The sequence below is a fragment of the Metapseudomonas phytobenefica genome (assembly GCF_043392685.1).
In the GTDB taxonomy this organism is placed as follows: domain Bacteria; phylum Pseudomonadota; class Gammaproteobacteria; order Pseudomonadales; family Pseudomonadaceae; genus Metapseudomonas.
Window position 1 is genome coordinate 34,954 of record NZ_JBHZGM010000037.1, and the last position, 13,250, is coordinate 48,203.

Annotated in this window: 11 protein-coding genes; 2 read left to right on the forward strand and 9 right to left on the reverse strand. The window is 65.8% G+C overall.

The genetic code is table 11. The annotated features are described in order from the left end of the window. Nucleotides 1-103: 103 nt before the first annotated feature. The gene (locus ACFW0B_RS22665; RefSeq protein ID WP_449151229.1) at nt 104-985 is read right to left on the reverse strand and encodes a pseudouridine synthase; all 882 of its coding nucleotides are present in this window, start codon (nt 983-985) and stop codon (nt 104-106) included. 170 nt (nt 986-1,155) lie between these two features. Here ACFW0B_RS22665 and ACFW0B_RS22670 point away from each other — a divergent pair, with 170 nt between their 5' ends. After that, the gene (locus tag ACFW0B_RS22670) at nt 1,156-1,503 is read left to right on the forward strand and encodes an I78 family peptidase inhibitor (protein ID WP_449151230.1); all 348 of its coding nucleotides are present in this window, start codon (nt 1,156-1,158) and stop codon (nt 1,501-1,503) included. A gap of 193 nt (nt 1,504-1,696) precedes the next feature. Here ACFW0B_RS22670 and ald read toward each other — a convergent pair whose 3' ends face one another. From ald to ACFW0B_RS22705, 7 genes are all read right to left on the reverse strand, one after another. Continuing rightward, nucleotides 1,697-2,818, reverse strand: coding sequence for an alanine dehydrogenase (ald, locus tag ACFW0B_RS22675; RefSeq protein ID WP_449151231.1), 1,122 nt, complete (start codon nt 2,816-2,818; stop codon nt 1,697-1,699). A 134-nt stretch (nt 2,819-2,952) separates the two neighbouring features. Continuing rightward, complete coding sequence (locus ACFW0B_RS22680) at nt 2,953-3,720, reverse strand: slipin family protein (protein ID WP_449151232.1); 768 nt, start codon at nt 3,718-3,720, stop codon at nt 2,953-2,955. Between the two features lie 2 nt (nt 3,721-3,722). Continuing rightward, nucleotides 3,723-5,099, reverse strand: coding sequence for an NfeD family protein (locus tag ACFW0B_RS22685; RefSeq protein WP_449151233.1), 1,377 nt, complete (start codon nt 5,097-5,099; stop codon nt 3,723-3,725). 221 nt (nt 5,100-5,320) lie between these two features. Beyond that, on the reverse strand, nt 5,321-6,280 hold the full coding sequence (locus ACFW0B_RS22690) for a homocysteine S-methyltransferase family protein (protein WP_449151234.1): 960 nt from the start codon (nt 6,278-6,280) through the stop codon (nt 5,321-5,323). Nucleotides 6,281-6,561: 281 nt separating this feature from the next. Further along, the gene (locus ACFW0B_RS22695) at nt 6,562-7,713 is read right to left on the reverse strand and encodes a catalase family protein (RefSeq protein ID WP_449151235.1); all 1,152 of its coding nucleotides are present in this window, start codon (nt 7,711-7,713) and stop codon (nt 6,562-6,564) included. Nucleotides 7,714-7,754: 41 nt separating this feature from the next. After that, on the reverse strand, nt 7,755-9,629 hold the full coding sequence (locus tag ACFW0B_RS22700) for a di-heme-cytochrome C peroxidase (RefSeq protein ID WP_449151236.1): 1,875 nt from the start codon (nt 9,627-9,629) through the stop codon (nt 7,755-7,757). 85 nt (nt 9,630-9,714) lie between these two features. Continuing rightward, on the reverse strand, nt 9,715-10,818 hold the full coding sequence (locus tag ACFW0B_RS22705) for a GNAT family N-acetyltransferase/peptidase C39 family protein (RefSeq protein WP_449151237.1): 1,104 nt from the start codon (nt 10,816-10,818) through the stop codon (nt 9,715-9,717). A gap of 233 nt (nt 10,819-11,051) precedes the next feature. Between ACFW0B_RS22705 and ACFW0B_RS22710 the strand changes: the two genes are divergently transcribed. Continuing rightward, nucleotides 11,052-12,326 carry a sigma-54-dependent transcriptional regulator gene (locus tag ACFW0B_RS22710; protein WP_449151239.1) on the forward strand — a complete coding sequence of 425 codons (1,275 nt, stop codon included), beginning with the start codon at nt 11,052-11,054 and terminating at the stop codon, nt 12,324-12,326. A gap of 32 nt (nt 12,327-12,358) precedes the next feature. Here ACFW0B_RS22710 and ACFW0B_RS22715 read toward each other — a convergent pair whose 3' ends face one another. Next, on the reverse strand, nt 12,359-12,955 hold the full coding sequence (locus tag ACFW0B_RS22715; protein WP_449151238.1) for an NADPH-dependent FMN reductase: 597 nt from the start codon (nt 12,953-12,955) through the stop codon (nt 12,359-12,361). Nucleotides 12,956-13,250: the final 295 nt, after the last annotated feature.

Genomic DNA, 13,250 nt, shown 5'->3' on the forward strand with positions numbered 1-13,250 from the left:
CGATGCAAAATTCGTAAGGGGAAAGCAGAAGCCTAGTGGACAACCGCGAGCCTTCCAGCCGGGCGGGAATCATGGTCGTGATATTTCCCGTCGGGGCGTGGGGCTACCAGTCCAGGCGCAGGCGGCTGTCGAAGCGGCGTGGTTCGCCGCTGACGGGGTCATCGAATGCGAGGCTGCGGGCCAGCAGCTTCAGCGGGCGGCTGTAGTCGTCGGGCCCGCCCTTGTCGGTCAGCTCCGGGTAGAACCCGTCGTTGCAGATGGCCGCGCCGAGGGCGGCCAGGTGCACCCGCAACTGGTGCTGCTTGCCGGTGATGGGTTCAAGGTCGTAGCGCCAGAGGTCGCCGTTCTTCTCCAGCACATCCATGCGGGTGCGGCTGTTGGGCTCGCCCTCGACTTCCTGCATGCGGAAGAACGGCTCGCCCTTGCCGAGACGGGTTTCCCGCAGCAGCGGAAAGACCAGATGGGGCAGGGCGGGGGCGATGGCTTCGTAGCGCTTGTGGATCTCGCGGTCGCGGAACAGCGCGTGGTAGATGTTGCGGCTGGCCGGATTGGCGGAGAACAGCACCAGGCCGGCGGTGTGGCGGTCGATGCGGTGCAACGGCACCAGGTGCGGGTTGCCCAGGCGCCGGGTGAGGCGCGCCTGGAGGGTTTCCTCGACGTACTCGCCAGCCGGCATCACCGGCAGGAAGTGCGGCTTGTCGGCCACCACCAGGTGTTCATCGACGTGCAGCACGGTTTCCTCGAAGGGAATGGCCTTCTCGCCCTTCACCTCGCGGAAGTAATGCACCCGCAGCGCCACCTGATAGGGATGCGCCGGGCCGAGCGGTTGCCCCTGGCTATCGGTCACCTTGCCGTTCTCCATGCGCTCCAGCCAGGTTTCGCGGGGGATGGCGGGGAAACGGTCGCAGAGGCAGTCGAGCACCGTGCGCCAGTCGCCCTGGGGCAGGTGGAGGGTGCTGGGGCGGATGCTCGGAGTGTGGGGCATGGAGTGTTTCGGCAGGTTTCAGGGGCGAGGCATTAGGCCGCAGCTGACTGACTGGAGTCAAAGGCAGAGGATAGAATGCACCGCCGCGCGCTCGCGGGCAGGAGCCCCGCCGTGATGGCCAAGGCCATTGCAGGCGCACGCCAGGATGTTCGTTCAGTAGAGGACCCCGTATGTACTTCAAGCCGATTTCCCTCAGTCTCGCCCTTGCCGGCCTGCTCCTGGCCGGTTGCAGCTCGACCGACAAGACCGAGACGCCCGCCGCTGCCGCACCGACCGCAGAAGCGTCCTCCAGCGCAGCCGCGCCTTCGTTCTCCGGCAGCTGCGACAGCTCCGGCCTGGACTCCCTGGTAGGCAAGAACGCGGATACCGCGCTGGTCGAGCAGGCGCAGCGCAAGTCCGGTGCCGAAACCGCGCGCGTGCTGCGTCCCCATCAGCCGGTGACCATGGAATACAACTCCCGCCGCCTGAATATCGACGTCGATGAGGCCGGAGTGGTGAAGCAGTTCAGCTGCGGCTGAGGCTGGCTGGATGGATGGATGAAGAAGGCGCCCTTGGGCGCCTTCTTTTGTAGGTTGGGTCGGGCGGAGCTCCGCGAGGAACGAAACCCAACATTTCGCGGTTGATGCCGGGCACGTTGGGCCCCGTTCCTCGGCGCCAACCTACGGGGCCACTGCGCGGCCTTTCGCGAATGAATTCGCCCCCACGGGTATGTCAGAGCTGCTTGAGCATCTCCTCCAGGTGCACGTAGTCCATGTGGTGGGCGGCGGCGACGCTGGCGTTGGTGAGCCGCCCCATGGCCACGTTCAGCCCATGGCGCAGGTGCAGGTCGTCTTCCAGGGCCTTGCGCGTGCCCTTCTGCGCCAGGGCGATGACGAAGGGCAGGGTGGCGTTGTTCAGCGCCAGGGTCGAGGTGCGGGCCACGGCGCCGGGCATGTTGGCCACGCAGTAGTGCACCACGCCATCTACCAGGTAGGTGGGCTCGGCGTGGGTGGTGGCATGGGAGGTTTCCGCGCAGCCGCCCTGGTCGATGGCCACATCCACCAGCACTGCGCCATCCTGCATGCGCGCCACCATCTCGGCGGTGACCAGCTTGGGTGCCGCCGCGCCGGGAATCAGCACGCCGCCAATCACGAGGTCAGCCGCCAGTACCTGTTCGCGCACGGTGCCGTGGGTGGAATAGAGGGTGGCGATGCGATTGCCGTAGAGGGCGTCGAGCCGGCGCAGGGCATCGACGTTCTTGTCCAGCACGGTGACATCGGCGCCCAGGCCAACGGCCATAGCCAGGGCATGGGTGCCGACCACGCCGCCGCCCAGCACTACGACCTTGGCCGGTGCCACGCCGGGCACGCCTCCCAGCAGCACGCCGCGGCCGCCCTTGGCTTTTTCCAGGCAACTGGCGCCGGCCTGGATGGACATGCGTCCGGCCACCTCCGACATGGGCGCCAGCAGGGGCAGGCGGCCGTGGCTGTCGGTGACGGTCTCGTAGGCGATGCAGGTGGCGCCGGAGGCGATCAGTTCTTCGGTCTGCGGGCGGTCGGGGGCCAGGTGCAGGTAGGTAAACAGGGTCTGATCCGGACGCAGGCGCGCGCGTTCCTGGGTCAGCGGTTCCTTGACCTTGACGATGAGTTCGGCCTGATCGAAGACCTCCCCGGCGCCGCTGGCAACCTTCGCCCCCGCGACCTGGTAGTCCTCGTCGGAGAATCCGATGGCGGCGCCAGCCTTGGACTCGACCCAGACTTCGTGCCCCTGGCGGGCCAATTCGGCTACGGATTGCGGGGTCAGGCCGACCCGGTATTCGTGGTTCTTGATCTCCTTCGGTACTCCGATACGCATGGCGACCTCCAGGGTTCTTGTTGCCCTTTGAACAAGTGTAGAAAGCCGGCCAATGCGCTCCCGCCGAATAGTGGCGGGTTTTCAGGGAATCTCCCTGAAGTTTGCGGGGAAAACAGGCGGTCTCGGGAATGCCGTCAGTTTTCCTGGTCCTTTCGCCCGCCCTTGGCGATACCGCCGAGCAAGTCCACTGGCAGGGGGAAGACGATGGTGGTGGTCTTGTCGGTGGCGATGGAGCCCAGTGTCTGCATGTAGCGCAGTTGCATGGCGCCGGACTGGCGGCTGAGCATTTCCGCCGCCTTCATCAGTTTCTCCGAGGCCTGCAGCTCACCTTCGGCATGGATCACCTTGGCCCGGCGTTCGCGCTCGGCCTCGGCCTGGCGGGCGATGGCACGGACCATGGATTCGTTGATGTCGACGTGCTTGATCTCGACGTTGGAAACCTTGATGCCCCAGGCATCGGTCTGGGCGTCCAGGGCCTGCTGGATATCGACGTTGAGGCGTTCGCGCTCGGCGAGCATTTCGTCCAACTCGTGCTTGCCGAGCACCGCGCGCAGGGTGGTCTGGGCCAGCTGGCTGGTGGCCATGAGGAAGTTCTCCACCTGGATGATGGCGCGTTGCGGGTCCAGTACACGGAAATAGACCACCGCGTTGACCTTCACCGAGACGTTGTCGCGGGAGATCACGTCCTGGGGCGGCACGTCCAGCACCACGGTACGCAGGTCAACCCGCACCACCTGCTGGATGGCCGGGATGATCAGCACCAGACCGGGCCCCTTGACCTTCCAGAAGCGCCCGAGCTGGAACACCACGCCGCGTTCGTATTCTCGGAAGATGCGGATGGCCGACACCGCCAGCACGATCAGCAGGAACAGGAGGGTGGCAAAACTCAGGGGAAAGGCCATGTTCAGTCTCCTTGGGGCGGACCGTCATCCGCCTTCACATCCAGCAACAGTCCGTTGCGCGCCAGCACCCGTACGAGCTGGCCGCTTTTCAGTGGGGCATCGCTGCGTACCCGCCAGCGCTCGCCCTGCAACTGCACCCAGCCGCCGTACGGGTCGTTCTCCATCAGGTCGAGCAGGACGGCCTGGCTGCCCACCAGTCCGGCATCGCCGCTGACCAGCACACGCTGACGCGCGCGCACCGCCATGGCGATGATGGCGAAGATCACCAGCCCGCTGGCCAGCCCCACGGTGACGATCAGCGACAGGGGAATGCCGAAGCCCGGTACTTCGGTATCGATCAGGATCACGGCACCGACCACGAAGGCGGCGATACCGCCGAAGCCGATGATGCCGAAGCTGGGCATGAAGGCTTCCGCCGCCATGAACAGGATGCCAAGCAGGATCAGGGCGATGCCGGCGAAGTTCACCGGCAATAGCTGCAGGGCGTACAGGGCGAGGATCAGGCAGATGCCGCCGATCACGCCGCCGATGCCGCTGCCGGGGTTGGAGAATTCGAAGATCAGGCCGTAGACCCCGATCATCATCAGGATCAGCGCGACGCTGGGGTTGGTGATCACTGCGAGGAGCTGTGCCCGCCAGTCCGGTTCATGCTGGATCAGTGGCGCGCCGGCGGTTGCCAGGGTGACCTTCTGTCCGGCGATTTCCAGGGTCCGTCCATTCACCTTGGCGATCAGGTCGTTGACGTCATTGGCGAGTAGGTCGACCACTTTCAGGCGCTTGGCGTCGATGGCGGAGAGGCTGACAGATTCGCGCACCGCCTGTTCGGCCCATTCGGCATTGCGTCCGCGCATCTGCGCCAGTCCGCGGATATAGGCAGCGGCATCGTTGATCTGCTTGCGGGCCAGGGTTTCCGCATTGCCGCTGGCGCCGCCCTTGTCGTCCTTCTTGTCCTTGTCGTCGGTGGGCTTGTCGCCCTCCGGCTGCCCCGGCATGCCGCCGATCTGTACCGGAGTCGCCGCGCCGAGGTTGGTGCCCGGCGCCATGGCGGCGATGTGGCTGGCGTAGAGGATGTAGGTACCGGCGCTGGCGGCCCTGGCGCCGCTGGGGCCGACGAAGCTGGCGATGGGCACCGGGCTGGCGAGGATCGCCTTGATGATGCTGCGCATCGAGGTGTCGAGGCCGCCTGGGGTGTCGATCTGGATCACCACCAGCTGCGACTCGTCGGCCTCGGCGCGCTCGATGCCACGGGTGAGGTAGTCGGCGGTGGCCGGGCCGATGGGACCGTCCACAGTCAGCACGGTGACGCTCCCGGCGGCCAGCAGCGTGCCGGGCAGAAGCAGGGCCAGGCACAACAGCCTGCCAAGCAGCCAGCGAATCATGGGGGCCTCCAGCCATGCCGTGTTCACTTACAGCATAGTTGAGGCCTCTATTGGGGTATTTGGGGCGAGCCGAGGGGGGATGCGACGGGATATTGGCGAGCGCCCGCTCCGATTATTTGTGGGGGCGATTTCAATCGCTGAGGGCTGCGCAGCAGCCCCCGGAAACGAAGGGCAGGACTGTGTCCTGCTTAGCGACTGAAGTCGCCCCCACAGAGGCCGAGTCAAAGGGCCGCACGGAACAACGGCTTGCACGCCTTGGCGATCTGCTCGATATGGCGGTGGTCGGTGCCGCAGCAGCCCCCCATCACGTTGATGTGCGGCAGGCGCTGGCGCAGCCGCGCGTATTGGGCGCCCAGCTCTTCCGGGTTGCCGCTGTCCAGGGCGACCGCCTCGTTCAGCTCGGCGTGGCTGCGCCGCGAGGCGTTGGCGCGCAACCCGCGAATGCGCTGCACCCAACGGCTGCCCGGTACCAGCACATCTTCGAAATGGTCGGGGTGGGCGCAATTGATCATGTAGTAGGCCGGGTAGGCGGCAGTGGCGTTGTCGACCTGTTCGATGGCTTCATTCAGGGGCTGGCCGGTGGGCAGCCTGCCGTCGGTTTCCACGGTGAAGGAGATGACCACGGGCAGTCGCGCCTCGCGCGCGGCGAGGACGACGCCCAGGGCTTCGTCCACGTAGTTCACGGTCAGGGCGGTGACCATGTCGACGGCGGTCTCGGCGAATATGCCGATCTGCTCGCTGTGGTAACGCTGCGCCTGGAACTCGTCCATGGCCTCGTCAGCGACATAACCATCGCCGCGCGGGCCGATGCAGCCGCTGATCACCACCGGGGTACGGCCGCTTTCCACTTCACTGCGCAGTTCCTGCAACAGGGCGATGGCATTTCGATTGGCCTCGGCCAGGCCCTGGGGGGTGAAGCCGAGGTGGCTGGCCCAGTCGGGATTGGCGCGCCAGGTCGGACTTTCCAGGATCAGCCCGGTGCCGTAATGGCTGGCCAGGGCGCAGTAGGTGCGGAAGTACTTGCGCAGGGCTTCCTGGCCGTATCGGTAGTTGAGCAGCACGAAAGCCGCGAAATCAGGAAGGGCAATCCCCTCATGGAAGACCAGGGTGGTCTCGATGCCACCGTCGGTGAGGAACAGTTCGCCCTCCAGTTGTGGCAGGGCACCGCGATATTGGGCCATGGCGTTACTCCGTGACCTGTAGACGTTCGCTGTCCGGAGCGGGCTTCGTGGCGAAGGCGGGGCGCGCAGCCGGACTGGCCTCGGGCTGGTTCCGCGGTCGATGGGGTGGCCCGTAGGCGCTGCGCCGGGTGGGCTCTGGGCGCCCGGCGGATATCAGGAAAGGCTAGCACCAGCATGGGGCAAGCCCCTTGCGGACTGATGGGTGGGGCTGGCGCAACAGGCAACCACTGCCTGTGGGGGCGAATTCATTCGCGAATGAATTCGCCCCCACAGGAACATCTTCAAGGGGTGGTTGCGTCGCTCGCTCCGTTGCGCTCGTGGCGGTAGGCGCTCACCGTCTCGTACACCGCCTTGCGCAGCCGGTTGATGCCGCCGATGGGGCGATGCTCGGGCAGGCTGTGCCAGGGGTTGAAGGAGAGGTTGTCGCAGGCGAGGTTCTGTTCGCGGCTATCGAAGTCCTGGGCCGGAACCTTGATGGTGGCGACGGTCACGAAGGGGGATACGGCTTCGTCCCACTCGACGCTGGTGTCTTCGATCGGCATGTAGTGCTGGGCGTTCTGCTTCTGTACCTGGAAGGCGAAGCAGGCCGGCATGCGGTCGAGGGACAGTTGCTGGTACAGGGCGTTGCGCAGGAAGTTGGGCAGGGCGGTGTTCTGCTCCGGAAGTTCGTAGGGCGGGCAGCTCTGCGGGTCGGGAATGACCCGGTACTTGATGTTCGCCTCGCCCAGCTTGTACGGCGAAATGGAGCTGTAGGTGGCGTTCACCGGGCTGTCCGGGGCCGGGGCGAGGGTCTTCAGGGCGATGATCAGGTGACGGATTTCCCAGCTGCGCGGGTCGAGGCTGGGGAAGAAGGCGCCGATCTTCTGGCCGTTGGCCTGGGCGTTGAAGTTCTGCCGGTACTCGGCCACGTCACGCACGAAGAACACCGGGTGGTTGAACATCACGAAGTCCTGTTCGCTGGCATGCACCGGGCTCTTCATCAGTTTTTTGCCGGGCACGTCGAGCAGCTTGATGGCCAGGCCACGGGCGTCGCGCGCGCTGTCGAACTGCGGGAAGGCGTTGCCGTTGGACAGGCGCATCACTGCCTGCCAGGTTTTGCCCGGCTCGGCGAAAACGCCGGCACGCAGGCTGCTGTCCAGGTCCGGGAGGACGCTGACTTCGGCCTTTACGCAACCATGGGCCTTGGCATGGGCATCGCGCAGCACGCGGGTATTGTCGCGGTGCTGTTCGACGATGCGGATGGCGTCGTCGATGATGGCGCGGGTCTGTGCCGCTTCATCGGCGGGGATGACTTCTTCGCTGGGCACCGGGCCGGAGAACTTCCAGCCGTAGTAGGCCTCGCCCGCCAGCCAGCCGATCACGCCGACCACCAGCACGAAGAGAACGAGCTTGCCGAGGAGGCGGCCGAGCCAGAGCCAGAAACGCTTGAGCATGAGTGCGTGTGTCCTTTGTCTGTTTCAGGGTCGGCGAGGGCTCAGCCCTCGCAGGACGGTCCGGGCGTCCAGGGGCGGGGCTCCACGGGGCTGAGCTGGCCTTCCAGGTCGGGGTTGCCGAGCACCTTGAGGTACTCGATCAGTGCCAGGCGCTCGTCCGGGGAGAGGGCGCGGCCGATCACGCCGTCCTTGCGGCAACCGTCGCGGAACTCGTGGCCACCGTTGCCGTTGCCCTTGATGCGGGTGTCCAGCAGGAAGCTGCCGGGGAAGGCGGTGGTCTGGAAGCCGACGAATTGCGGGTCGTATTCGAAGCTGCCGACATGGAACTGGCTGGCCCGTTCGCTGACCGGCGAAAGCAGCTGGAACAGGTTGGGCACCGAGCCGTTGTGCAGGAAGGGCGGGGTGGCCCAGATGCCGTCCAGTGGGCGGGGCTTGTAGCCGCGCTTTTCCTGCACGCCGATGGGCAGGCCGAAGCCGTCCATGCGGCCGCGCTCCTCGCCGGAAATCCCGGCTTGCCTGTAGGCCTGGTTCTCGACGAAGGCGGTGATGTAGGCCAGGCCCTGGGCGCTGGAAATGCGCTTGAAGTCGATCTGCTCCAGGCTGCCGTCGAACAGTTTCACATCCAGCCCGCTCAGTTGTTCGCGGGTCCAGCCCAGCTTGCTGATATCGAAGCGGTGGTCGGCGATGTTGTCGGCGGTGGTGGAGTCGGTGCCGATTTCTTCGATGGGCACGACGCGCATGTGCCACTCGGGGTCGCGCTCGGGGGCCATGCGCTTGTCCGCCGGTACCACGCGGGGGGCGTGGCAGTAGGCGCAGTTCTCGGCGAACAGGGCTCGGCCCTGGCTGGCGCGGGCCATGTCGACCTTGCCGAAGATTTCTTCCGGCCAGCGCGGCGGGGCGAGCTGTTTCAGGGTTTCTTCCAGGGTGTGGAGATCGCGCACGCGCACGCTGGAGGCGTAGCGTTCGGCTTCCGCAACGGCGCTGCCGTCGGGCTGGAACAGATGCAGGGTGGCGCCGACACCCAGTGCTTCGCCGACGTTGCGTGCCATGGGCTGCATGGCCGAGGCGTTCCACTGCACCCAGTCGAATTTCCAGATGTCCCAGAGGTGCGGGTAGCTCACCGGGGCGTCGGCTACCCGGTAGTTGTCGGGGCTGATGGCGTCGCCATAGACGCTGTTGGCGATGCGGCCGAAGGCGTCGGTACGGCCGAAGCCTTCCTCGGTGGGGTAGAGCCCGCGATGGGTATCGTTCCAGGCGGTGCCGAGCAGGCGGTCGAGGACTTGCTTGAAGTCGCGGCGCAGCTGTTCCTTGCCCTCGGGATAGCGATCGCCCAGCACCTGTTCGGCGAAGCGGCTGAACTTCAGCGGGTTGTAGTAGGTGAAGGCCATGCTCATGCCCAGCGCCTGACCAAAGCCGCCGCCGCGCAGGGTGGGCACGGTGGAGGCCAGGGAATGCAGCGCGGCACCGCCGTCGATGCGCACGGCCTGGCCCTTGTAGCGCAGCTCGCCGGTGTGGCAGGCGGCGCAGCTGATGTCGAGGTAGTGGACGCCGGTTTTCTCGTCCTTGTGGCGCGCCATGCCCACCGGCAGGTTGCCGGGGTTCTGCGCTGTGGCGATCTGTTTCGGATCTACCAGGAAACCGAAGCGCGCCAGGTATTCCGGGCGGGCGAAGCGGTCGCGGGAGAAGGGCAGTTCCAGGGCGGTGAACCACTCGTAGCGCAGGCCCTTAACCGTGGTGCCTTGCGGTGTGTAGTAGTAGGTCTGGCGCGCCTGGTCGCTCCACTGGTCCAGATAGTGCAGCCGGCTGGGCGCCTGGTAGATCGGGAGGTTGGGGTTGGCGATGTAATAGAGGACGACCGCAAGGCCTGCGAGCAGCAGGAGAAGCACCAGCAAAAGGACACGGCGAAGCAGGCGCATCAGATACTTCCTTGTAGCTTGCTGAAAATTTCCTAGCTTATGCCAATCGCCAGGGGTATTGGCAAGGTGCCACTAAGCAATTGTGCTAAGTCCTTCGCGGATAGAGCACCACCGCTGCACGTTGTTTCCCCAGGCCGAAACGGCTGATTCGATCGAACTCCCGAAGGGTGACCGGTATGTGCTGACAGTCCTGCGCGCGCCTGTGCAGGCTGCGCTCGGCGTTGGGGTCGTGCAGATAGATGAAGTTGTGGTCGCAGTCGGTGACCAGCACCCAATGGGGAGCCCGGCTGCGGCTGCGTCGATGGCCGTCCACCAGCACCAGGGGTTGGCCACCCTCTTCGAGCAGGGGACGCAGGTCCAGTTCGTCGCCAAGGTGCTGTTCGATGTCGGTGTTCTCCAGGGCGGAGCAGAAGTCCTCGTGGGCCTGGCGGATCACCTCGCGCTTGCCGGCGTTGCGCACTTCATCGAGGAACAGCGGGCCCTTGTCGCTCAGGTGCAGCCTGACCCGGTAGCCGCGGCGCCAGGCGGCCAGTGCCAGGCCGTGTGGACTGCAGCCGCCGTGGCCGCCAGGCATGTGCACGCTGCTGGCTTCGCGCCAGAGGCGCAGCTCGTCCTGGTGATCGCCGGGCACGACGCCGTCCAGGGCGCCCATGGCCATCAGCAGGCACGCCGGGCCGCAGGTGAATTCGGTGGTCTGGTGGTAATAGGGCACCGGGCGCTGCAGCGCCTGCGGATGCCGGACCACGCGTTTCTCCATGCGCAGCGCGTCACGGTGGTCGGGGAAGAAGTCACTCAGCAGCCCCAGGTGGTCGTAGCCGTTGCGCTCGAACAGGGCCACGGCGTCACGATTGTCGGGGCACACCTCCAGCCGCAGGTAGGCGCAGTCATGCTCGCGGGCGCTGGCTTCGGACAGCTCCAGCAAGCGTTGGCCGATTCCGTTGCCGCGGGCGCGCGGGTCGGTGGCGATGGAATGGAGGCGGGCGAGGGGGCTGCCCTGGCGAAACAGCACCAGCGCGTAGCCGAGCAGCGCGTGGCCATCGCCCTCGGCCACCATCAGGCTGGCATTGGCCTGCAGCATCATCCAGCGGAACTGTTGCCGGCCGAGGCGGGCAACTTCGAAGCAGCGATTCTCAAGCTCTACCAGCGCCGACAGGTCGTCGAGCGTGGCCGGACGCAGAAGCAGATTCATGGCTGGCCCCGCGAGGCAGGGGGGGAATCGCACGAGTATTGGCCCGGAATGGAACGCTGTCGAGACGCTTGCAGCGGGCACTGGCGGTCAAAGTCCGAAGGGGAATTGCGTTTATAGAGAAACATTCCATAGCCCGCCAAAGTTCTTGCTAGCGTTACAGATGGTATCTCCAAGTTATTGTTTTTATTGGTAATACAATTTTTTGGCGTCAAGGAAGGTACATTTTGGAAGCCATCTCCGCTGCACCGCGACGTCTCTTGCTGGTCGAACCCTGCGATCTCTGCCGGCGAATCCTCCCCCATCTGGAACAGGCGGGTTGGACGGTGTTCAGCCAGAACCTGGACCAGGCCATGGCGGCCAGTTACGACATCGGTCTGTTGCGATTGCGCCGCGATCACCTGGAACGCGCGGAGGGGATCAAGCACCTGATCAGCCGCAGTGGCACCGAATGGATAGCCTTGATCGATCCGCTGACGGAGACGGGAACGGGCGTAGAGGAGTTCATCGGTGAGTGGTTCTTCGACGCCGTGCCCCTGCCGGTGGACCTGCCGCGCCTGCAGGGCCTGCTGGGACGCGCTTTCGGCATCGCGCGACTGCGCGGCATCGGCAATCGCCGCGGCGACCAGAACGAATTGCTGGGCCAGAGCCGGCCATTGCGGGAACTGCGCAAGCAACTGGCGCGCCTGGGGCCGAGCGAGAAGCCCGTGCTGATCCTGGGGGAGAGCGGCAGCGGCAAGGAACTGGTGGCGCGAACCCTGCACCGGATGTCGCGACGGGTGGCGGGGCCGTTCGTCAGTTTCAACTGCGGCGTGCTGCCCGAAGTGGAAACCGCCAACCTGCTGTTCGGCCACCAGGGCAAGCTGGCGTCGGCCAATGGTGGCACCCTGTTCCTCGATGCCATCCATGAGTTGCCGCTGGGTCAGCAGGAACGGCTGTTGTCCTGTTTGCGCTCCAAAACCCTGCTCCATGCCGATGGCGAGGTGCTGAGCCTGAACGTGCGCGTGCTGGCGTCGACCCGCGAGGAACTGGGCAACCTGGTGGAGCGCGGAGATTTCCATCCCGGGCTGCGCCAGTGGCTGGAACAGAACCGCCTGCAGATCACCCCGTTGCGCAAACGGCAGGGCGATATCGCCCTGTTGGCGGGGTATTTCGTCGATCTCTACAGCCTGGAGGCGGGGCGCCGGCCCAGCCATTTCAGCGAGGAGGCGCTGGCGGCCATGGTCCGTCACCGCTGGCCCGGCAATGTGCGCGAGCTGGCCAGCCGGGTAAGGCGCGGTTATGCCCTGGCGGAGAATGGCCCCATCGAGGCCGATGACCTGGGACTGCAGAGTGCCCCGGTGAACGGGAGCCTGCTGGGTACGCTGGAGGATTACAAGCGGCGGGCGGAGTATCAGGCGTTATGCGACGCCCTGGCCCATTACAGCAGCAACCTCAGCCTGGCGGCCAAGGTGCTGGGGGTGTCGCGGCCGACCTTCTATCGTCTGCTGCACAAGCACCAGTTGCTGTAGGGGCGATTTGTCGTCGCCCCTGCAACGGTCGCTTACATGCCGTTGGTGAAGGCCGGGTTGCTCATGTCGATGGCTTCGCGAACCGGCTTCAGGGCCTGGGCGTAACGCGCCAGGATGTCCAGGTCGTAGTCCATGCGGGCGCGGATGCGCTGGTCGTCTTCGCTGACCGGCTCGACGTCGTTCAGCACTTTCTCGACACCGCGGATGATCAGGTGCTCCGGCAGGTAGCAGAGGCGGCAGTTCTTGTAGCTGGAGGCACGCAGTTCGCTGATGGGATAGCCGCCGCCGATGCCGGAGGACACCCCCACCAGCAGACCCGGTTTGTGCGCCAGCTCGGCCTTGCTGGCGTAGATGAAGAAGTTCTTGATGGCCGGGCAGGCCATGCCGTTCCACTCGGGGGCGATTACCACCACTGCATCGGCGTCGCGCAGTTGCTGCTGGTATCCGCTCCAGGGTCCGTTGTCTTCGGCCGGCCACAAGGGCAGCGGACCCTGGCCGAGGTCGATGATGCTGCAGGAGCTGGGGCTGGCCTTGTCGAGGTCGATCAGGCGCTGGCGGATGAAGCGGGCAACCTTGCCCGATTGGCTGTTGGCGCGGCTGGAGCCGGCGATCAGGACGATGTTCAGCATCTAGGGGTTCCTTGTTCAGAGGTGGGGCAGGCTAGCCGGGAGATGGCGAGCAGGCAAGCGGATGCGCGCCAGGGTGAGACACGGATGGCGCCGGGGGGCGAATGTTGGGGGAGTCCGGAATCGCGAATAAATTCGCTCCCACAGGGACGGCTGTTGCGGGGGGCTCAGGGCAGGACTGCGTCCTGCCTAGCGATTGAAATCGCCCCCACAAATAAAGCGGCCCCTCTCCCGCGTGCGGGAGAGGGGCCGGGGCGGGCCGCAATCGGAAGAGGGGCGTCAGGCGCGGAACTGATCC